This is a genomic window from bacterium (genome assembly GCA_022616075.1).
In the GTDB taxonomy this organism is placed as follows: domain Bacteria; phylum Acidobacteriota; class HRBIN11; order JAKEFK01; family JAKEFK01; genus JAKEFK01.
Genome location: JAKEFK010000300.1, coordinates 1 through 21,200 on the forward strand (window position 1 = coordinate 1; position 21,200 = coordinate 21,200).

Annotated in this window: 17 protein-coding genes; 8 read left to right on the top strand and 9 right to left on the bottom strand. The window is 48.3% G+C overall.

All coding sequences use genetic code 11. The features are described from left to right. From L0156_24090 to L0156_24105, 4 genes are all read right to left on the bottom strand, one after another. A partial coding sequence (locus L0156_24090; protein ID MCI0606080.1) for a homocysteine S-methyltransferase family protein occupies nucleotides 1–538 on the bottom strand: 538 nt, incomplete at its 3' end. Next, nucleotides 535–2,250 carry a sulfate permease gene (gene sulP / locus L0156_24095; GenBank protein MCI0606081.1) on the bottom strand — a complete coding sequence of 572 codons (1,716 nt, stop codon included), beginning with the start codon at nucleotides 2,248–2,250 and terminating at the stop codon, nucleotides 535–537. The genes L0156_24090 and sulP, both read right to left, overlap by 4 nt. Before the next feature lie 11 nt (nucleotides 2,251–2,261). After that, complete coding sequence (locus tag L0156_24100) at nucleotides 2,262–4,280, bottom strand: M28 family peptidase (protein MCI0606082.1); 2,019 nt, start codon at nucleotides 4,278–4,280, stop codon at nucleotides 2,262–2,264. Nucleotides 4,281–4,319: 39 nt separating this feature from the next. Beyond that, nucleotides 4,320–4,991, bottom strand: coding sequence for a hypothetical protein (locus L0156_24105; protein MCI0606083.1), 672 nt, complete (start codon nucleotides 4,989–4,991; stop codon nucleotides 4,320–4,322). Between the two features lie 98 nt (nucleotides 4,992–5,089). Between L0156_24105 and L0156_24110 the strand changes: the two genes are divergently transcribed. The 6 genes from L0156_24110 to L0156_24135 all read left to right on the top strand — a co-directional run bounded on the left by L0156_24110 (nucleotide 5,090) and on the right by L0156_24135 (nucleotide 8,580). Beyond that, a complete protein-coding gene (locus L0156_24110; protein MCI0606084.1) occupies nucleotides 5,090–6,235 on the top strand; it encodes a glycosyltransferase family 2 protein in 1,146 nt (381 codons plus the stop codon). A gap of 72 nt (nucleotides 6,236–6,307) precedes the next feature. Next, the gene (locus L0156_24115; GenBank protein ID MCI0606085.1) at nucleotides 6,308–6,469 is read left to right on the top strand and encodes a hypothetical protein; all 162 of its coding nucleotides are present in this window, start codon (nucleotides 6,308–6,310) and stop codon (nucleotides 6,467–6,469) included. Then, entirely contained in the window at nucleotides 6,470–7,123 is a 654-nt protein-coding gene (locus L0156_24120) for an LON peptidase substrate-binding domain-containing protein (GenBank protein ID MCI0606086.1), read from the top strand. A 171-nt stretch (nucleotides 7,124–7,294) separates the two neighbouring features. Further along, on the top strand, nucleotides 7,295–7,915 hold the full coding sequence (locus tag L0156_24125) for a sigma-70 family RNA polymerase sigma factor (protein ID MCI0606087.1): 621 nt from the start codon (nucleotides 7,295–7,297) through the stop codon (nucleotides 7,913–7,915). Continuing rightward, entirely contained in the window at nucleotides 7,893–8,321 is a 429-nt protein-coding gene (locus L0156_24130; GenBank protein MCI0606088.1) for a zf-HC2 domain-containing protein, read from the top strand. The genes L0156_24125 and L0156_24130 overlap by 23 nt, the downstream gene beginning before the upstream one ends. Further along, a complete protein-coding gene (locus L0156_24135) occupies nucleotides 8,305–8,580 on the top strand; it encodes a glutaredoxin family protein (GenBank protein ID MCI0606089.1) in 276 nt (91 codons plus the stop codon). Before L0156_24130 ends, L0156_24135 begins: the two co-directional genes overlap by 17 nt. Before the next feature lie 22 nt (nucleotides 8,581–8,602). Here the strand turns inward: L0156_24135 and L0156_24140 are convergent, their stop codons facing one another. Beyond that, a complete protein-coding gene (locus L0156_24140) occupies nucleotides 8,603–10,852 on the bottom strand; it encodes a DNA translocase FtsK 4TM domain-containing protein (protein MCI0606090.1) in 2,250 nt (749 codons plus the stop codon). Between the two features lie 288 nt (nucleotides 10,853–11,140). On the opposite strand from L0156_24140, the gene L0156_24145 reads away from it, so the two are divergent. Then, nucleotides 11,141–14,125 (top strand): fused MFS/spermidine synthase, encoded by a 2,985-nt coding sequence (locus L0156_24145; GenBank protein MCI0606091.1) that lies wholly within the window; start codon nucleotides 11,141–11,143, stop codon nucleotides 14,123–14,125. A 211-nt stretch (nucleotides 14,126–14,336) separates the two neighbouring features. Here L0156_24145 and rsmA read toward each other — a convergent pair whose 3' ends face one another. The 4 genes from rsmA to L0156_24165 all read right to left on the bottom strand — a co-directional run bounded on the left by rsmA (nucleotide 14,337) and on the right by L0156_24165 (nucleotide 19,609). After that, complete coding sequence (gene rsmA / locus L0156_24150; protein ID MCI0606092.1) at nucleotides 14,337–15,122, bottom strand: 16S rRNA (adenine(1518)-N(6)/adenine(1519)-N(6))-dimethyltransferase RsmA; 786 nt, start codon at nucleotides 15,120–15,122, stop codon at nucleotides 14,337–14,339. A gap of 30 nt (nucleotides 15,123–15,152) precedes the next feature. Beyond that, on the bottom strand, nucleotides 15,153–16,949 hold the full coding sequence (locus L0156_24155; GenBank protein MCI0606093.1) for a hypothetical protein: 1,797 nt from the start codon (nucleotides 16,947–16,949) through the stop codon (nucleotides 15,153–15,155). 31 nt (nucleotides 16,950–16,980) lie between these two features. Next, nucleotides 16,981–18,714, bottom strand: coding sequence for a long-chain fatty acid--CoA ligase (locus tag L0156_24160; protein MCI0606094.1), 1,734 nt, complete (start codon nucleotides 18,712–18,714; stop codon nucleotides 16,981–16,983). A 163-nt stretch (nucleotides 18,715–18,877) separates the two neighbouring features. Then, on the bottom strand, nucleotides 18,878–19,609 hold the full coding sequence (locus L0156_24165; protein MCI0606095.1) for a tetratricopeptide repeat protein: 732 nt from the start codon (nucleotides 19,607–19,609) through the stop codon (nucleotides 18,878–18,880). Nucleotides 19,610–19,678: 69 nt separating this feature from the next. On the opposite strand from L0156_24165, the gene L0156_24170 reads away from it, so the two are divergent. Further along, complete coding sequence (locus tag L0156_24170; protein ID MCI0606096.1) at nucleotides 19,679–21,196, top strand: GGDEF domain-containing protein; 1,518 nt, start codon at nucleotides 19,679–19,681, stop codon at nucleotides 21,194–21,196. The last annotated feature ends 4 nt before the right edge of the window (nucleotides 21,197–21,200 follow it).

Consider the following 21,200-nt stretch of genomic DNA (forward strand, 5'->3'; position numbering starts at 1 on the left):
AGCTCACGAAAAACGGTGTCCCTGTTGCAGCCGCGCATTCTGCAGCTGCGGCCGACTCTTCGATGCTGTTCATGGTTTCAATCAATAGCAAGTCAACGCCGGCATTACATAGCCAATCAATCATTTCTGTGTGTTCCTTTGCCGCGGTAGCGCTATCTGGCATCAGCTGCGGTTCATAGCAGTCTTCGAGCGGTGCGATCGAACCGGCGATCCAAATTGCATCGGTCAATGCAGCTTCTTCTCTCGCCCGTCTTGCCAATCGAACGGCTAGTTCAGTCATCTGCTTTGACAAATGCCCAAGTCCTGCTTTATTCAACGAACGGAAGGAGGTCCGGAAGGTATTGGTGGTGAGAATTTCAGCGCCAACGCGAATGTAATCTTCATGCACTCTCTGCACCAGTTGTGGCTGGTGCAACAAAGCGTGAGCCGACCAACACGGAAGCCGGGTTTCGACTCCCAGGCGAAATAATTCGGTGCCCATGGCACCATCCAGAATCACCGGTCTCTTTTCATTGAGTCGATCAACGATAGATTTCATTTTGTAGAAAGCATCCCCAGAATCTCTCGCGCGCGGTTCAGGGCATTGTCAATGTCAGGCTGAAGATTATCCTGACCAATCCTGTCGAGAAATCCAGCTTGATCCATGACCACTAAAGGCTGTGCATGAACTCCGGAAAGTATCAGAGTAGCCTTGTCCTTTTTCATTTTCCTGTATAGATCTTCCAACGCTTTTAGTCCAGTAGCATCGAGCACCAGAACGTGACGCATCCGAAGTATCAAAACCTTCGGATTCTTCTCCACGCGCCGCAAAGCATCCTTAAACTGATCGACTGCTGCGAAAAACAGCGACCCATAGATTTCAAATACTTCCACGCCTGGAGGAACCACCCTTTTGGCGATTGCCTTCGGATCTTCACCTTCCTCCTCTTCGAGCAATTCCCTGGTCTTAAACCCGACCTGCGTGGCGTTTGCCATCCGTTGCATAAACAGAAACGCAGCAAGCACAACTCCGACTTCAATGGCAACGGTCAAATCAATCAAAACTGTAAGCAAGAAGGTTGTGATCAGTATTGCAATGTCGCTTTTGGGGCTCCGCAGTATTTGTAGAAAGGTCTGCCATTCGCTCATGTTGTATGCCACGTAAATCAAAACTGCAGCGAGTGCGGCCATCGGGATTAGGGCAGCCCACTTCGCAAAAAAGAGCATCACCAGCAGCAATGTGACTGCATGCACGATTCCTGAAATGGGCGTGCGTCCACCGTTCTTAATGTTTGTCGCCGTGCGAGCGATAGCTCCCGTTGCCGGAATTCCACCAAACATCGGTGAGACTATGTTTGCCGCTCCTTGAGCGATCAATTCCATGTTGGAACGGTGTCTTGTGCCCAACATTCCATCCGCTACGACTGCGGAAAGAAGGGACTCAATAGCTCCCAGTAAGGCGATGGTAATCGCAGGCGAGAACATTTTTGTGATCAGGCTCCAGGAAACTTCCGGCATGCGGGGAGCAGGAAGGTAGTTCGGGACATCACCGAATCTGCTGCCGATTGTTTCCACAGGAAGGTGAAACAGAGCCGCGGCAACCGTAGCAAGAACCAGTGCAACGAGTGAACCAGGAACTTTATGTGTGATCCGAGGAAACAAGAATACGATTCCAAGTGAAAAGGCCCCAAGGAAAAATGCAGAAAGATTGAATGTCTGCCAGTGTTGCGCATAAGAGTGCCACTTCAAGATGAATTCCGGAGGCACCGCTGCAATCTGCAAACCAAAGAGATCCGGGATTTGTGACGAGAAAATAATTAGCGCGATACCACTCGTAAAACCGATTGTGACGGGATAGGGAATGAATCGGAGGATGACTCCCATTTTGGCGATTCCCATCGCCAGCAGCAGAAATCCAGCGATGAAGGTTGCCACGGCAAGGCCGTCATAGCCGTACTGTTTGACAATGCCGTAAACAATCACGATAAAAGCTCCGGTTGGTCCCGTGATCTGCGCTCTGCTGCCACTGAGAACGGCAGCGACAAAACCTGCGATGATTGCGGTGTAGAGCCCTTGTTCCGGTTTAACTCCTGATGCGATTGCAAAAGCAATCGCCAGCGGAAGCGCGACGATGCCCACGATGATGCCGGCAACAATATCAGACGAGAATTGTTTGCGTGAGTATCCCTCTCGTAAAACCGTGACTAGCTTAGGTTCAAGATGTGAGGATAAGGGGAACCCGGAGGATTGCGGAATAAAGCTGTTACTCATACCGCAACAAACTACTCGGCGGAGGCACGCTTCTGTAATGTTACCCGCAATGATTTCTTCTGATCGTTCCGTAAAACGACAACTGTAACGATGTCACCCGGTTTCTGTTGTTGCAACGCGTACGTATAGTCGTAGACGTTCTCAATCTTCTTGCCACCGAACTCAACGATGATGTCCCCTCCAAGAATTCCTGCTTTTTCTGCGGGACTTCCATCACGAACGCCTGTCAATTTCACACCTTTGACATCTTCCGAATAATCGGGAATGGTTCCCAGATAAACGCGAAATCCTCCGGTTCCCACTGCTTGCTCTCTGGATTTTACTTTTACAAATTCCGGTTTTGACGGCATCGCAACGATTTTCTCTGCAATTCGTGAAACATAATTCAGAACAGCAACCATCCCTTTGTATTCGATCAATGCGGCGTCATCTTCCGGTTTGTGGTATTGCGCGTGAGCTCCCGTGAAGAAGAACAAAACCGGAATATTTCTGGCGTAAAACACGGAATGGTCACTCGGACCATAACCATCTTCATTGAATGTTATTTTGAGTCTCTCTTGATTCGATGCTTGCAGCATCTCTTTCCATACCGGGGAAGTGCCCGTGCCTCCTACGACGAGCTTTTCATCGCGCAATCTTCCGATCATGTCCATGTTTAACATAGCGATCACGTCCTGGATCGGAATCACAGGATTCTTCGTAAAATAGCTGGAACCAAGGACACCAAGCTCTTCACCGCCAAATGCAATGAAAAGCATGTTTCGTTGAAGTTGCTCCTTACGCTTGCCAAAGAACCGCGCGAGTTCAAGCAAACCGGCAACACCGGAGGCGTTGTCATCTGCGCCATTGTGAACGACGTCCCATTTCGGCGAAAGGGAACCTTCTGTGCCGGTGCCCAGGTGATCATAGTGGGCGCCGATGATCAGAGTTTCCTTTGTTGGAGTTTTTGCGGGCAACCATCCCAGGACATTGTCCGATTTCGATTTCTCGCGCAGCAGGGTTGTTGTTAACGATATTTGAACGCCGGGCAGATCAAAGCTCGTGAGGGAATGAGGATCCGTTTTTTCCGGAACCTTTACTCCGGCCGCTTCTATCCATTCCAGAAATAGGCTTCTTTTAATGCTGAGAACCGGAATCCCGGAAGTGCCGAAAGTCGCATCGCGGCGCAATTTTAGAAGCTCATCGTCCTTTTCAGATTCCGCAACGGCCAAAAGCGCCACGGCGCCCAGATCGCGGGCAATCATCGCTTTGTAACGGAGCGGATAAAATTGCGAGTACGCGCTCTTCGGATCACCCCCTTCGGGACCAAATCTGTAGCACAAAACAATTTTGCCTTTTACGTCGATCCGTTCGTAGTCGTCATACTTGAGATCGGGAGCCCGGATTCCATAACCACCAAAGATCACGGGAGCGCCGGCGAGTTCGCCATCATCGGAAAATCCAACAGGAAGGAAGTGGGAGCTCAGGACATAGGATTTCTTGTTCTTGACGGTTTTCATTTCTAAAGTATTCGTAGTGCCGAGTTTTATGCCTGATGTAAATTCAAACTGCTGATAAAAGGAATCAATTCCGGATGGTGTCTGCAGTTCCGCGTTTTGAAACTCAGCTGCTATGTATTCGGCGGATTTGCGGGCCTCGGGTGTTCCTGTCAATCGTCCCTTCATTTCATCCGAGGCAAGGAACTCCACATCCTTACGGATCTTTGATTCGTCAATTGGGGGAACACTTTCCGTCCAATCCGCTACAAAAACGTTTGTTTCTCCCGGCTTTTTTGCGTCTCGATTCGAAGCAAACACAAGCCGTTTTCCGTCTTGAGTGAACATAGGGAATGCATCGAATGCCGGATGAAAGGTCACTTGCTTCAGATTTTTTCCATCAATATCGATCAGGTACAGATCAAAATTTCTTTTTCCGGGATCGTTCACATTCGATGCAAAAATGATTCGCTTTCCGTCAGGATGAAAATACGGACAAAAATTCGCGGCGCCGTTTCGGGTTACCTGCTGCACACCGGTTCCGTCCGCATTCATCACAAAGATCTCAAGCTGCGATGGCTTAACAAGACGCGCCTAGAGAAGGTCCTTGTAGTCTTTTTGTTCCTGTTGATCACTCAGATGGCGCGCTCGCCACACGATTTTCTTTGAATCAGCGGAAAAGAAGGCGCCACCATCGTACCCGGGTGAATGAGTGAGTCTGCGAACATTTTTTCCATTGGAATCCATTGCATAAAGCTCAAGATCTCCATCCCGATCCGATGTAAAAACGATTTGTTTTCCATCCGGTGAAATCGTCGCTTCCGCATCGTAGCCGGGCGATGCGGACAGAACCTGAACATTTGTCCCGTCGCGATCCGCGGTGTAAATATCGTAGGGATACAGTCCCCATACATAGCCGCGACTACGATCCGGAGCAGCAGGGCAGGAGGGTGATTCCTGATGAGTGGATGAGTAGAGGATCCGCTTTTTGTCCGGATAAAAATATGCGCAGGTAGTGCGCCCCTTTCCGTTAGTGATTTTTCTGACGTCCGAGCCATCCGAGTTCATTCTGAAAATTTGATCGCACGGATAGCCGTCTCGCGTGGATTGAAAGATCAATTCGGTTCCATCTTCAGAGAAATATGCTTCAGCATTTTCACCGCCGAAGGTCAGTTGACGAATATTACTCAGATGTTCTTCGCGATCCGAATTGGATCCAATTTGAGCAAAGATACAAGCGAAAATCAAAAGTAGTTTCAGAAACATACCACTTATTGCATAGTGCAAAATGCATATTGCATATTGTTTTTTTGCAATTTTCAATATGCAATGTTCAATATCTTGTGTTCTAGTATAAGCACTCTATGATATGGGTCTGGTTTTCGTTTGCAATGGTCCTGATTTTGGAGGGTCTGTTCTCTTTTGTCCAGACGATTCGTTTTCGGCATTTTTTTCTTCGTGAAGTGTTCAATCCAACCGAACAAAATGCCACGCGTTGGCCGAAAGTGGCTTTGCTTGCGCCTTGCAGGGGAATGGATGTTGGTCTTCGCGAGAATATACACTCGTGGTTCGCGCTGGACTATCCGGATTTCAAAGTCTTCTTCATTGTGGATTCCGATCTGGATCCTGTCGTGCCCCTTCTTCAAGAGTTTGGTTCAGGCGAAATCTTGATTGCCGGCAAAGCAAACGAATCGGGGCAGAAGGTGCATAATTTGCAGTATGCGATTCAGCAGCTCCCGGCTGAATACGAAGTATTTGCTTTCATTGATTCGGATTGTTCCGTGAAAATTGATTGGCTTCGTACCCTTGTTTTGCGGCTTCTACTGCATCCGGATCATGCGGCAACGGGCTACAGATGGTTCACAAATAGCGGAAATTTCGGTTCCACTTTGCGCGCAGCCTGGAATTCCAGCGTACTGACTCTGTACAAAGAAAACAGCGCGCGAAATTTTGCATGGGGTGGCGCAACCGCGATTCTGAGGGAAACTTTTCAATCCGCGCGCGTATTCGATTTTTGGAAAGGTTCCCTGAGTGATGATTACAGTCTGACGCGGGCGATGCAGACCTCAAACAGAAGAGTAGAGTTTGTTCCGGGCGCTCTTGCATTTACGCATGATTCCATTCGGCTTCCGGAATTCCTTCGCTGGAGTTTTCGCCAGCTTTTGATCACTCGTATCTACTATCCCCGGCTTTGGGGAGCAGCCTTTCTCTTCCATTCTGTCTGGATTGCCTGGATCGTAACCGGTTTCTTTTTTCCAGGCTATTTTTGGCCAACTTTTTTTGCTCTGCAGTTGATCCAGTCGCTGAAAGCTGATCTTCGTTGCCGCTGCGTCGGGGCTGTGCAGAAACTTGCTCTCCATCAGCGAATTTATTTCTGGGTTATCGGTCCAGTGGTGGGATTGTGTAATTTTGGGCTACTTTTGTCGACCATTTTCACCCGTACAATCAGATGGAGAAATGTTGAGTACGTCCTTTTGGGCCAAAACCGGCTAATCATTCGTCATCGTTGAATTTTTCAGGCTCTATACTATAATCTTCACCTTGATTTTGAGTATTGTTAGGACGGAGGCACGTTGTCAAAAATGAGTGCAATTCTAGCAAAGATATCGTCAGCCCGGGAAAAAGTAATGGGCGCAATGGAAGATGTTCCAGATACCTTGATTGGATTTATTCTGTTTTTGGTGATTTTGACAGTTGTTGGCCTGGGCATTCTCATATTTATGGGCTATAAGATGACAACCTAAATGCAGCCGGACGTCGTTGCAGTTTTTCCTCTACCCAACGTTGTTTTTTTTCCGCAGACCAATCTTCCGCTTCACATTTTTGAGCCACGTTATTGTGAAATGGTAAAAGAAACCATTGAAAATCAGCAAATGATCGGGATGTTTCTGCTTCAACCGGGCTGGCAGGACGATTACTATGGAAATCCTCCCATCTTTTCCATTGGCTGCGCGGGAGAGCTCTCCTACGTTGAAAATCTTCCGGAAGGGAAATACAACATCGTTTTGCGGGGAATTACACGCATCAGAGCTTTGGAGACTGTGCAGGAAATTCCTTATCGCAAAGTTCGAGTTCATATTTTGCCGGATAAGGTCGAAGCAGGGGAAGCTGAGGTGAAGACCGTAAAGAAATCTTTGCTGAGGAACTTCGGAACTTTCGCAAAGCATATGCAAAATCTGGATGCCTCCTTGATTCAGGATTCTGATCTGATCGAGATGGTGAATTTGATTGCCAGCGTCCTTCCTCTGGATATTGAGGAAAAACGCCGTCTTTTGGAACTGGACGATGCCTATCTTCGGGCTATGGCCGTCGACGAACATCTGTCCGGTGCTGTAGCGGTCCTCAGACTTACGGCAAATTTCAGCCATCTTCGCCCCACCGACCCCAACATTAATTAATTCAGCGCAGAGACCGCAGAGAGCGCGGAGAAAAATCTGCTTTTTCTTTTCTCTGCGACCCCAGCGTCCTCTGCGGTGAAAAAAGAAATCGTTTTAACCCAAAAAACGTTACAATTAGAAACGATGGAACTTTTCTTGAAACCGTGTGTCTAAGGGTAAACGGAAGTGAACATGAGCCCATTTAGCAAGGCCGCGTCTCTACCGATTGCCGCATTCGAAGTGGATGAGGAAACCGCTGCTGCTCGAAGTCAGGCCGTATTTGTGAGTGAGCTTCAGGCGGGAGACGAGAAAGCTTTTGAGGTGCTTGTAGCCGAGTTCGAACGTCCGATCGTTCGGTTCCTTTACAGGTACCTTGGGAATCTGGAGGAAGCAAAAGAAGTCTGTCAGGATGTGTTCATCAAAGTTTTCCGGGGCTTGCCTCGCTTTCAGAATCATTGTTCGTTGAAAACATGGATTTATCGAATCACTTTGAACACCGTTTTGAATGAAAAGAGACGGTGGTATCAGCGGTTAAAGGATCGTTTCATGGGATTGGAAGGCATCTCTCAAACGAAGTTTGATTCCTTGCCTGATCCAGAAATGTCGCTAACCATGAGTGAGCGGTGCCGGCGCGTCAACCTGGCGCTACGCAAACTGCGTCCGGATCATCGTGCGATCCTTGTTCTGCGCGATCTGGAAGGGCTGAGCTATCAGGAAATTACTGCAGCTCTCGACTTGAACATCGGAACGGTCAAGTCCCGTCTCGCCCGCGCCAGACAGGAGATGAAAGATGCTGTCAAGGATTTATTCTAAACAAATCGGTTCGTGCGAGTGGATCCAGGATCGGTTTTCCGGATATGTGGATGGCATAATCGGCGAATCGGAAAGGCTGCAGGTGCACGAGCATCTCAAGTATTGTGATCTGTGCAGCGATGAGCTGGATCAATTCTGCAAAACGCTCTCTTTACTTGCGGATTTTCGCGAAGAATGCATGCCCGCGGCCATTCAAAACTACCGCTTACCGCGCTCCACTTTCGTAGAAATTTTTCCCAGTATCCGTAAAGAGAGACCTCCCCTTACACTGGATATGCTGTTTCCTTACGTCTGTGCCTTCATCCTTCTATTCGTGGTCCTCTCCACATGGGATATGAGGGAAAAGTACGATTTCCATCAGCGTTACAACGCTTCTAATTACGTAGAAGTTGTCGCCAAAATCTAGTTTGCGGTTGCGCATCTATTCCAAACCGGACTGTCATCTGTGCGAAGAAGCGAAACACGTTCTGGATAAGGTGGCAGCAGAATTTCACGCAACGGTGGAAGTGATTGACATTGAGCAGGACAAAGAAGCGTATGAGAAGTACAGTGACGAAATACCGGTGATTTTTGTTGACGATGTGAAGCTGTTCAAGTACAGAGTGGATGAAAAGAAGCTTCGGAAGGTCTTAAGCAAAGTAGCGCGGACGTCCCGTCTGCGCTAAATTCGCAGACGGGACGCCCGCGCTACACCTGCATTCGCTCCAGGTAATCCGATTTCACCAGGATTTCCCGGGGGCGACTGCCATCTGCGGGACCCACGATTCCTTCAGCCTGCATGCGGTCAATCATTCGAGCCGCGCGCCCGTAACCGAGCCGGAGACGGCGCTGCAAGTTTGATACTGATGCCTGGCCGGAAGTAATCACCACGCGAATCGCTTCGGAGTACAGTTCATCATGGAAATCATCTATTTCCACTTTTGCTTCCGGCTCTCTTAAGATTTCGTCATTGTAATGTGGCTTGCTCTGACGGAACCAGAACTTCGTCAATCTTTGAATTTCCCGCTCAGTTACGAACGCTCCGTGAATTCGCATAAGACGGGAGCTCATCGGAGCAATGAACAGCATATCCCCCATCCCGAGAAGCTGCTCGGCGCCTTTTGTATCGAGAATTGTTTTTGAATCATGCCCGGACGGCAGCCGGAAAGCGATGCGGCATGGGAAATTTGCTTTGATTACGCCGGTAATCACATCCACTGATGGTCTTTGCGTGGCTACGATTAAATGGATTCCAACAGCCCGCGCCATTTGAGCAAGCCGCTGAATGGATTCTTCCACTTCTGCTCCGCACGTGATCATGAGATCCGCAAGTTCATCCACAACAACGACAATGTAGTGCAGCGGTTTCAGTTGTTTTCTTTGTTCGTCTGTTAAATTTGCCTGGAGATTTTCATCCAGGAATATTTGATTGAACTGCGCAATATTTCGCACATTAAAACTTGCAAGGAGACGATAGCGTTCTTCCATTTCCAGGACCGCCCATTTCAAGGCGTTCGAAGCGAGCTTCGGTTCCACAACAACCGGAACGAGAAGATGAGGAATGTCTTCATACAAACTCAGCTCCAGCCGTTTCGGATCGATCAAAATCATCTTCACTTCATCAGGAGTCGCTTTATAGAGAATGCTGCACAACATTGCATTGATTGCGACGCTCTTTCCGGCATTTGTGGAGCCAGCGATCAACAGGTGCGGCATTTTCATCAAGTCCGATACGTACACTTCTCCGTGGATCATCTTACCGAGCCCGAGAGTAAGCGGGGAAGTGGTTTGCTGAAAGACTTGCGAACCGATGATTTCCCTCAAAAAGATTGTTTCTCTTGTTCGATTGGGGACTTCGATACCAATCGTTGCCTGTCCGGCCAGGCGATCAATCCGGATCGATTCCGCTTTTAGAGCGAGGCAAAGATCGTTTGTCATGCTCACAATTTTGCTGTACTTGATTCCAGCTTCTGGCTTGAACTCAAACGTAGTGACGATGGGACCGGGATGGATTTCTGTTACCGAACCCGCGATTGCAAATTCGGCAAGTTTGCTTGTGATTACCTTGGATCTTTCCATCAACTCCTTTTTGTCAACATTCACCTCACCTGTGGGGGCTTCGAGCAGCGTGAGAGGAGGCAGGATGAAGTTCTCGCTCATGTCGCGAAAATCGAGTTGTATCGGCTCCTCTTCCGTTTTGGAAGGAACCGCATGAGTCATGACCGGTTCTTTCTTTTTAGTATCGATCTTTTCTTTCTTTGCCTTGGGTGGCGGAGCAACGGGAGTCTGTTGCTCAATCCGTTCAATGTGTTTCTGAATTACTTTTCGGCGCTCTCTCGTTCTAATTTCCGTATCAATCTTTTTCCGGATCCCAGTTCGAAATCCACGCACGAACTCGGCCAATCGCTGGCTTACGAGAAAGACCATTTTGCCCAGCGAAAGATGCACAACCAGAAGCAATGCCAGTAATCCCGTAGTGGCCAGAACGAGCAAGGCGCCGGCATATCCAACGTTGGCTTGGAGCAAGGAATTTAAGGACTCCCCGATCCATCCGCCTGCCTCCATAGGAAAGGCAGTAAGGGCGCCGTTCGGCAACCGGGCATACGTTTGCCACTGATAAACAAACACGTCCAAAAAGCCGCACAGAGTAGGAATCAACAGAACTGTTCCGATAAACTTCGTATAGACCGCATCGACCTGGCGCTGCATAAAATCGCCGAACGCGGCAATCAGCAGAAAAACGGGGAGCGCAAAGGCTACCAGCCCGAAGAAAAGGAAGAGAATATCGGAGCTGTAAGCACCCACCGGTCCGGCGTAGTTTTCAACCTTGATTCGATCGGAGCTGACGTTGAAAGAAGGATCCAGGCGGTCATAACCAAAGAGCGCGAGAATGAGAAATACCGCAAGGGCTAAAAAGACCACACCACGGATCTCTCGCTTGATCTCGTTGCGAAGCATAAGTTGTGATTACACCCGGTTGTTGCCAAGATTACACCAGAATGAGTCATATTACAAGCGTAGTAAGCCTTAACGAGTGGTTCGGGCGAGGACTGTCCAAAAAGTCAAGAATTGCGGCGAGTTAGTGGGAGCGCGGGCATCTTGCCCGCAGGAAACTCCTCTCTGTTACTAGTTTTTGTGGACCGGAAGTCCGCGCTCCAACTGACTTTTTGGACAGTCTCCCGAACCACAAAAGCCGCTTCTTGAACTGTTGAGCGACAGAAATATTTATGAGAAACTGATTTGCGATTGGATCAACATAAATTCTTCCGGCTTATCTCTCTTCTGTTTTTTGTTTCCGGAACAGTTGCACTTGGTTACCAGGTTACCTGGAGCAAGTTCCTGCTTGATTTTATCGGTGCAAGTTCCTACTCCTACGCGACAGTGCTTTCCACCTTCATGGCCGGCCTTGCGCTGGGCAGCTGGTTCATCGGCAAATACGCTGACAGGCTGGAAAACCCGTTGAAGATATACGCCTATTTGGAGCTTGCCGTCGGCTTGTATGCGCTCGCCTACGTGCAGTTAACAGATGTTGCGGCGGGTATCTATGGCAATTACGCAACAATGACTCCCGGACATTCTTCGGGAGCAACCAGAACGTTTTTGAAAATAATTCTTTCCAGCGTTCTATTGATTTTGCCGTGCGCTTTGATGGGTGGTACTTATCCACTCCTCCTTCGCGCTGTCAGTTTTAATTTGAAGCTTGTTGGCAGACGCGCTTCTCAATTGTATTCGGCGAATGCTGCAGGGGCTGTGGGTGGAATATTGTTCATCACATTCATCGTTCTTCCGTCTGTGGGTCTGAATGCGAGCGTCAAACTACTTGCCATCGGTAATGCGTTCATAGCCCTCGTTGCACTTTTTCTTTCCAAATACGCTGAGAGTCCGAAGATTCCGGAAGAGGCTGTCTCTGAGCCTGTGATGAAACTATCGCCCCAGCAGATCCGAATGTGCTTACTTTTGATCCTCGTTGAGGGTGTATTGGCTTTTCTCTATGAAATCGCATGGACGCGATTTTTCGGCGTTGTTCTAGGATCCAGCACTTATTCGTTCGCTATCATGCTTGCGGCATTCATAACAGGAATATCGCTCGGTAGCGCTTTACTGTCGCGGTATGAAGCAAGGATTAAGAATGTATTTTTCTTTTTTGGCTCCACTCAGCTCGCAACAGCCGGAACTGTTGCAGCGCTGCTTCCATTTTATCCATTCGTCGTTTGGGTCTTTGAACAATGGGGAAGCCTCTTTTCAACGCAACCTCTCGCTTTTTACCCCTATGAAGCTGGAAAACTGCTGATTTGCTATGTGGTGATGCTCGTTCCCACTATTTTTATCGGCATGGCATTGCCGCTTCTCGTGAAGCTTGTTAACGATCAACTGAGCACGGTCGGCTATAGATCGGGACTTGTTTACAGCGCAAACACAATCGGCAACGTGATTGGGGCTTTGTTGGGTGGCCTGCTGCTTCTTCCGATGTTTGGTATGCAGCGTCTCCTTGCCGGCACAACGGTTGCAACGGCGATTCTGGGAATTTACGCTTTACATCTTGCAAAAGAAAAAGAAAGCAAAACCAGTTTCATTCGTTTAGCATCGAGTCTGGTTGTTGCTCTTGCAGTGTTCTTCTTGCTTTCCGGTTCCTGGAAGCGTGAGTGGTTCACGCAAATCCCGTTCCGACGGGACGATCAAGCTCATAATCTCGCCGAGAAGCGGAGAATGATTGATCAATACGAGGTATTGTATTTTGAGGATGATCCTGCCGGCCACCTGCTTGTTGCTCGTACGAAGTATCTCAAGCCGGAGGCCCGTACGCTGTATATCAACGGAAAAGCCGACGCCTCCTCATCGGCCGATCTCCCAACTCAAATTCTTAGCGCGCACATTCCTCTGCTTCTGCATCCTGCCCCCGAAGATGTCCTTGTGATCGGCCTTGCCAGCGGTGTCACCGCCGGTTCGGCTCTTACGCACGAACAAGTCAAATCAGTGAATGCTGTTGACCTGATACAATCCATGCCGGAAGCAACGCGGTTTTACACAAAGTGGAACAACAATGTCCTTACAAATTCGAAATTTCACTTCATCGCTGATGATGCGCGCAGCTACGTTCGTTATGCCGGCAAACGCTACGATGTCATCATTTCAGAGCCAAGCAATCCGTGGACTGCAGGTACCGGATCCCTCTTTTCAGTCGAGTATTATTCCGATATCCGCAAGATTCTCAAACCATCCGGTTTATTTTTGCAGTGGATACAAATTTACGAAATCAGTGATCCAACATTTGTTGCGGTGCTGCGAACACTTCACACTAATTTTCCATTTATCTATGGATTTCAGGGCGCAGCGCGCGATCTTCTTTTACTGGGAACATCGCAGCCGCTGAAAGTTGATTCAGATCAACTGCAGATGCGAATGGATTCACCGCGGATTCGTCAGGATCTTACCCGCGTTCATTTGTCTGATCCTTCTGAATTTCTTTTTCTGCAGAAGTTTTCCCCTGCCACAATTCACGTCTTGAGCTCGTTTACTGAGCAAGAAAATAATGCCGAAAATCGTTTTCTGGAATATCAGGCGCCACACGATTATTTTGAGCAGCAATCTCCAACTTTGACCGAACTTTATGATGAAAGGCTGACAAATCCAAAGGATCTTCTCAGGTCTCAATTGAATTACGCAAATCAAGAAGTGCGGCCGCAAATTGCTTCTGCATTCGTGGAAACTGGAATGACCCGGCCGTTAGAATCGCGAGTCCTTTCGGATAAGCTTCTCAATCTCGCTTTGCCTCCTGCAATAATCCCATCATTCTTATGGATCGATGATGCCCAAACGGAATCCATCGTTCAGTCTTTGGATCGACTGGTGACGGAAAAGCAGGAGGAAGCTTTTGAAAAGCGGATTTCGCAATTTTCTTCCGCAATTCTTCTTTCGTGTGTTCGATCAAAGGAACACAGTGAATTGTGGATCGAAAAAACAAGAGTCTGGGCCCACGCTCAACCGATGTGGTCCCGCGCCAGAACTTTTTTTATCGAAGTGCTGAAGGCATCCGGACAAAATCGTGTGGCGGCCTCCGAACTATGGAAGTGTGTTACAGAAACGAATCTCCTCAAACCCGAGTGGGCCATTCTGAAGTCACTGCAGTTGCAGGAGCCAGGTTTAACGTCCGGATTGATGCAGTATTACAGGCAGAAAAATCCGGAAAACCTGTTCGTCCAGATTTACTATCAGGACAACTACGCGCGGTGAGGAGAGTAGTGGCAGAGCATTTGCCTGCTGTATGTGAACGGTATCGAAATCTCGAAAAGTCTAAACCCTCACGGCCTCAGCTTATTGTAAGCAAATGCTCTGCTTGCCCTCACCCTGCAGAGCATTTTGACATCCAAAAGAAGTTATAAGAAAGGTCCAGAGTGTATTCAATGAAGAAGTTCATGCCTGATGCACGGAAAATGCTCTGCCACTACGTTCGCAGCCGCAAAATCAGTTTTTCGTACTGAACGGCTGACAGATTTTCGGCGCGCACATCTTGTGAGAGCTGAAGTTCGTCAAAGGTTCGGTCCAGTGACGGAGCAGGGATAGGAAGAGCGCGTAGAAGATTGTTCCGGAGCTTTTTGCGGCGCTGCGAAAAAGCTTTTTCCAGAAAGGATGCGAATTCTTCAAACTGAATCGCTGGCTCGGTCCGGAACTCAAAACGCAGAACTCGAGATTCGATTTCAGGTTTGGGAACGAAACAATTCTTGTTGATCTTAAATCCCTTCCGGATGTTGCAATAATATTGCGTGATTACACTCAGGTAACCGTAATCCGGATCCGATGGTGGCGCCGTTATCCGGTGAGCCACCTCTTCCTGAAACATCAAGGTCATATCTTGAATACACTTTCGTTGCAGAATCAGAGAAGTCAAAATATTCGACGAAATGTAATAGGGGAGGTTTCCTGTGACGCGGATTTTTCCATCCGCGCGAATCTCGCACAAATCCACTTTTCGAATATCAGAATGTAAAAGTGTGATGTCTGGAATGTTTTGCAGGTAGGGAAGGAGATCGGCATCCAATTCCACAGCGATCAAGCGAGCTACGTGCGGCGTCAGAAGCGCGGTTAAAGCTCCGGTCCCTGCGCCGATTTCAACAAAGAAATCTCCAGCCGTCGGATGAATAAAATCAATAATCTTGCGGAGAATGTTTTGATCGCACAGAAAATTCTGGCCGAGCCGGCGTTTGGGCGCCGGTGGGATCGGAGTTTTCACGGCTGTAAGGAGGGGGAACCTTCGGAGTTTTCACTCCTCCTCTTCATCCGTATCTTCTTCATCCGTTTCATCCTCATCCTTTTCTTCATCTTCGTCTTCCGGAACCTCTTCTTCGATTTGGGGCGGAATTGCTGGAGGCACAGGTATCGTAGTATAGGGCCGGTAAGCGCCCGGTTGCTGTTGCGTGTCGATTCCAAGCCAGAGCATTTCTTCGTCTTCGGGAGTCACCTCAATCGCGCGGAGAATATGAGGACTTAACGCAATAATTACATCGGTCTCTCTAATCTCTTTTTCGTTTGAAGCAAACAGGCGGCCGAGGATCGGAATCTTGCTGATCAACGGCAGCCCTTTCATGACGTCTCTTTCTTCATCGCGAATCAGACCCGCAATGATGTTCGTTTCGCCTTCCTTCAAACGAATCGTTTTTTCAACGCGGCTTGTGCTGAATTGAGGGAGATTGCCGAATCCTGTTCCAGATATGGAGCTGCTTTCAACGATCAGTTCCAGCGTAACTTCTTCGTCGCGATGGACCCGTGGAGTGAGATCGATGTTGATTCCCACGTCTCTGTAGACAAAAGATGTGATGGGTTGTTGATTCACGCCTCCGGTTGCTATGGGCGCGAATGTGGTTTGAGGCACGGGAACCTGCGTACCAAATCGAACACGTCCTGTCTCGCCAACGACAGTCCGCAATGGCAGGCTGGCAAGTAGTTTTGAGTTACTGTCCTGGCGCAAAAGCCGGAAGGTTGCCTGAGGGAAATTCGATATAAAAAAGTTCGACCGTGACACGATCGGACCAGGATCGATAGCAAGCTCGGGAGGCTTGGTAAAGATCGAGGTTTGTACTCCATCACCACCGGGGGAATGAATCTGTAAACCAAATTGTTGAAGCCGGCTGCGGTTTACTTCCAGAATTTCAACGTCGACCACAACTTCAGGCTTTGCTTTGTCCAGCTGATTCACCAGCCTGACTCCGGCAAGAACTTTCGTGATTTTGTCCTTAATCGTCACCGTATTGAGTCGCGCGTTTGTAGCAATCATCTGGATGCCTAAAACATTTCGTAGCACCCTCGCAATTTCTTCGACATCCGCGCTGGAAAGGTAGAAAGTTCTGCTTACGGTTTCTTCATATTCGGCTCGCTTTTGCGGATTATCCGGCGAAACCATGATTGTGTTTTTGCCGATGACTTTGTAGAAGTTGTGAGTCGTGGTGAGGACAGTATCCAGAGCCTGGAGAAAAGTGGTATTGCTAAAATCGAAGCTTACGGGCAGGTCACGAAAATCCTTATCAAAAAGTACGTTGACGTCTCCAACTTTTCCGAGTGTTTGGAGAACTTCCCGCAAGGAAGAATCCTTAAAACGCAATTGAATGGGAGCATTGCTTCGAGGCTCGAATTGTGGTTTCAGCGCTACGGAGGGCAGTTCTGAAAGGGGTCGTTCTGCCGGAACTATTTCTGCCGCGGTCTGCTCCGGATGCTGAATCATGTGCTGAACCTTCGCGAGCTGTTCCGCTGCCGGTTTATTTTCAGGATCCAGCGCGATCGCGACTTCCAGCTCGGCCGCCGCCTTCTCGAGATCCTTGTTCTCGATCTGCCGCTTCGCCGATTCATAATGCTGCCGCGAAGCAAACACTTTAGCCATATTAAACTTTAGCTTGAGCTCGGCATTGTGCGGATCCTTTTTCAGGGCCTGTTCATATTCTGAGACTGCAATATCCCAGTCCTTGTTTTTCAAGGCTCGTTCTGCGCTCCGGAATGCCTGGTTACTGGCACAGCCGGTAATGATGGTCACGAGTAGTGCTGCGAGAACTAATTTCCATGTTTGCATAGGACAACCATTCTATCAGAAGTGAAAAGGATCAAACGCTTAAGGCTGGGGTGATATACAGACTATCGATCAATTCTCTGTATTTCCTTTCAACAACATTTCTTTTGATTTTAAGGCTCGGCGTTAATTCGCCGGATTCAATTGTAAATTCTTTTTGTAATAAGACGATCCGCTTAATTTTCTCGAAAGGCGCCAAATCCTGACTCAATCGTTCGATGTCCCGCTGAACTTCTTCAATCACCAGGGGATGATCATAAATGTCCTGTTCTGCGATCTGATGTTCTGCGGCAAACTTCCGGAGATTCTCCATGTTCGGGACAACCAGCGCCGATGGAAACTTGCGTTTATCTCCAACAACAATAATTTGCAAAATGTACCGGGAAGTCTTTACAGTGTTCTCAACGAACTGAGGTGCAATGTTCTTTCCCGCGGATGTGATGATCAAATCCTTTTTCCGGTCTGTAATCTTAAGATAACCATCGGCATCGATTTCACCTATGTCGCCGGTGCGAAACCAGCCATCGGGTGTGATCGCTTGTGCCGTATCCTCCGGTTTTTTGTAATAGCCTTTCATGATATGAGGACCACGAGAAAGGATTTCTCCATCTTCCGCGATTTTCACTTCGACGCCAGGGATCGGCTGTCCCACAGTGCCGAACTTGAATGCGCCAGGTCTATTGAAGGAAATGATCGGACTGGTTTCCGTCAATCCATATCCTTCCAGAATTGTAAGTCCGATTCCGTAGAAAAAATGCGCAAGCTGCTTTGGCAGTGCAGCGCCTCCGCATCCAAGGATACGTAGCCTGCCGCCAAGCCGTCCTCGAATCTTTTTGAGGACGAGTTCATCAGCCATCACATACTTGGACGACAGAATGAAGGAGGGAGCCTTATCATTTAATCTTGTTTCTGCATATTCGGCCGCGATTTTGAACGCCCAGATAGCCAGCTTTTTCTTGAACCCTTTCTCCCGCGAAACGTTTTCCATGACCCTTCCGTAGAATTTTTCGAAAACTCGCGGGACAGCAGTCAGAACCGTTGGCTGCACTTCTTGCAAATTTTGCGGTAATGCTTCCAGACTTTCGGCATAGGCGATCGTGCATCCAAAGTAGAGAAGAGCATAATAACCAACCATTCTTTCCAGAATATGACTCAAAGGCAAAAAAGAAATAGACCGGTCCTCTCGCACAAATTGAAAGCCCGAATGGTTGAGCGCCTCAATGTTGCTGACGACATTCCGGTGTGTAAGCATTACTCCTTTCGGCTCCCCTGTTGTGCCGGATGTGTAAATGATGCTGAAAACATCATCCGGTTTGATGCCGGCAAACCTTCTTTGAACCACTTCGGGTTCCTTTTTCAAATTCACACCGCCGGCTCGAATCATTTCTTTCAACGGGATAAGATCATCGGCCACGCCGTCAGTATGATCGAAAATGATGATGTTCCGAATCTTCGGAATAGCGCCGCGGATTTCAAGAATTTTGCTGAGTTGCACTGTGTTGGAAACAAACAAACAGACCATTTCCGAATCATTGACAATGTATTCAATTTGTTTTGCCGGCAATGTGGCATAAATCGGAACGGTCACTGCGCCTGCCGCTAGAATAGCCAGATCTGCAAATGCCCATTCAGGCCTGTTTTCCGAAAGTAACCCGATGTTTTCTTTTGGCTGGACCCCGAGCTCGATCAGAGCAGCAGCGATCGACTCGACCGAATCCCGAACCTCCGTTGCAGAGATGGGGGCATAGGCTCCGTCCCTTTTCACCATGAGGCAGTCGGGTTTGTTAAAGTGCGGTACGGATTTGAATGCGAGTTGGGCTAGATTCTCAATCCTTTCCATTATTTATTTCACCGCAGAGAACGCGGAGAACGCTGAGAGAAAAAAAGATCTTATTCCTTTCTCTGCGGTCTCTGCGTCCTCTGCGGTGAAATTACCTTCCTTTTTGCAAATCGCGCAACATTTTTTCCGCTACGATTTTATTCTGTTTGGTTTCAGGAATCCATTGAGGATCCGGCTCCTGGACGAGGACTTGCCGCAGAAGCTGCTTGGCAAAACCATTCTTTCCCTCATCGATATAAATCTCCGCAAGAAAAATCCTGGATTGGGTGTCTTGCGGGCAAAGTTGCAAAGATTTCTTTAAAAACTCAATTGCTTTGGTCTTGCTACCTCCCTTAAAAAAGGGCAGGCGAGCATGCAATTTTCCCAACACTCGTTGTGGCCCGCCGCATTCGCAATTTTCGCTGATTTCCATCGCCTTTTGGATCTCGGTTTTTACATCATCCACCATCCCGAGGGCTCTAAAAACGCTGCTGGATTCCGCAAGAACGGCGAGATTGATTCCCAGCCAAAAATGGCCCTCGCAGCGGTCCGGTGCGTTCTGGATGGCTTTCCGTCCGGCTTCGATCCCTTTTTCGAAGAAAGGCAGTTTCTCGCCTGATGAATAGTTGCCTTGATACCAGTATGCCTTTGCCAGTTTCCATGCGCCTTCGTAGTTTTCAGGATCGATCTCGAGCACTCGCCGGTAGGTTTCAATCGCTTTAGGAAGCTCGCTTTCTTGCTCTCTCAAATGGTAATGTGCCTCGGCATCCCGCATTAAAGATTCTACATCTTCTGCTGCGCAAGGCTCTCCCACCAGCAAGACGAGACAGAAAATCGATAACATAGGGTTCACATAAATATTATAGGTGATTGTTGTATCCGGAGGGCGGCAAGGGAAGGCTCGTACTGCAGTGTGATAAGCTGGAAACAGATTGGGGACAGCGTGCTTCGAATATTCTTCCGCAGCCGCGCGGCTATACTAACAGTTTCTGCGGCTTTCTTTGTTTTCCTCTATGCCGTTGCCGTGTTTTTTTTTCATTTCTCGTCCCCTCTGGAAAAAATCATATCCAGTATTCTCCTGGTAACCTTTTACTTAGGTTTTGTTGTTCTGGCGTTTGCGCTTTCAAGAGATCCGCGTCTCGGACACGAGGCTCATCAGGGATGGTTTCTGCTGGGTTGTTCCAGTGTATGCACGGCGATAGCTGAAGGGATCTGGTTCTATCGTGACAGCATCTTGAAAGTCGATCCATTTGTCTCGGCCGCCGACATTTTCTTCTTGTGTTACTATCCCTTGACTCTTGCAGGCGTGTTGCGCTTTCCTTACACATCGAGGACTCCGAAAGAGAGGACGACTCTATACCTTGATCTGGCGATCGTAATGACCGCCAGCTCGATGGCGTTGTCTTACTTTATTCTCTCTCCGGAATATTTTTCCCGGGCTGAAGCGCTCGAATCCATAGTCGCCCTGGCTTATCCCGTCGGTGGCATGCTTCTTCTCACAGCAGTTGTCGGTTTACTTCAAAGCAGCGCAAAAAAAACAACGTGGTGGGTCCTTTTCCTGCTGGGCAGCGGTATGTTCTGCAATGCAATCGCAGACGCGGCCATGGCTTACTTTGAGATTCGCGAAATTCCTTACAGGATGCAATATTTGAACATTCTATGGATGCTGGCTGCTGTTTGTCTGTTAAGTGCAGCAGCTTTACAAAAAGTAATCGGCGAACCGCTTCCGGCAATTTTTCCTGAAAAACCATCGTCACGGCGTCTGCTATTTCGCAGGGCACTTCCTTATCTTGCGACTTTCGTAGGCATCCTTGTGTTGTTTCTGGCCTTTCGGAAGGGTTACGCAGAACACCCGCAAACAATTCTTTTTGAGACCATCATTTTGATTGTACTGGTCTTGATGCGCCAACATCTCGTGATTCGTGAAAATGAGAGTCTCTATAAAGAGATGTCAAGGCTGGCAATTACTGATGCATTGACTGGTCTTTACAACCGGCATTTTGCTGATGAAACCCTGCGCCTTGAATTTCAACGCGCAAAGCGTTACGGATTGCCATTATCCATCCTGATGATCGATCTGGATGGCTTCAAGGAGCTGAATGACCGTTTCGGACATCTTCGGGGTGATGAGGTCTTGAAGGAGATTGCGCGTCTCCTGGCAGAGCAACTTCGATCTTCCGACTTGCTCGCGCGTTTTGGCGGTGATGAATTCATTGCTATTCTTCCCCAAACAGAAGAGGAAGGAGCAAGAGTTGTCATGGATAAGATTGAACAGGCCGTGAACGGAAAGACTTTTCAGGGTTCAAAACTGAGCGTCAGTATCGGAATGTCAAGAATTCGTCCTGAATTGAAATTGGAAGAAATGCTCGAAGAATCGGACCGCAATTTATATATTCAGAAACAGCAAAAGCACGCGGTGCGCTCCGTTTAAGGCA

Excerpts from the sequence above, each read along its gene's own strand:
- L0156_24105 (MCI0606083.1), bottom strand. The coding sequence starts at position 4,991 with ATGTTTCTGAAACTACTTTTGATTTTCGCTTGTATCTTTGCTCAAATT.
- L0156_24165 (MCI0606095.1), bottom strand. The coding sequence starts at position 19,609 with ATGTTATCGATTTTCTGTCTCGTCTTGCTGGTGGGAGAGCCTTGCGCA.
- L0156_24100 (MCI0606082.1), bottom strand. The coding sequence starts at position 4,280 with ATGAATGCGGACGGAACCGGTGTGCAGCAGGTAACCCGAAACGGCGCC.
- L0156_24140 (MCI0606090.1), bottom strand. The coding sequence starts at position 10,852 with ATGCTTCGCAACGAGATCAAGCGAGAGATCCGTGGTGTGGTCTTTTTA.
- L0156_24130 (MCI0606088.1), top strand. The coding sequence starts at position 7,893 with ATGCTGTCAAGGATTTATTCTAAACAAATCGGTTCGTGCGAGTGGATC.
- sulP (MCI0606081.1), bottom strand. The coding sequence starts at position 2,250 with ATGAGTAACAGCTTTATTCCGCAATCCTCCGGGTTCCCCTTATCCTCA.
- L0156_24110 (MCI0606084.1), top strand. The coding sequence starts at position 5,090 with ATGATATGGGTCTGGTTTTCGTTTGCAATGGTCCTGATTTTGGAGGGT.
- L0156_24155 (MCI0606093.1), bottom strand. The coding sequence starts at position 16,949 with ATGCAAACATGGAAATTAGTTCTCGCAGCACTACTCGTGACCATCATT.
- L0156_24120 (MCI0606086.1), top strand. The coding sequence starts at position 6,470 with ATGCAGCCGGACGTCGTTGCAGTTTTTCCTCTACCCAACGTTGTTTTT.
- L0156_24125 (MCI0606087.1), top strand. The coding sequence starts at position 7,295 with ATGAGCCCATTTAGCAAGGCCGCGTCTCTACCGATTGCCGCATTCGAA.
- L0156_24115 (MCI0606085.1), top strand. The coding sequence starts at position 6,308 with ATGAGTGCAATTCTAGCAAAGATATCGTCAGCCCGGGAAAAAGTAATG.
- L0156_24160 (MCI0606094.1), bottom strand. The coding sequence starts at position 18,714 with ATGGTGAAAAGGGACGGAGCCTATGCCCCCATCTCTGCAACGGAGGTT.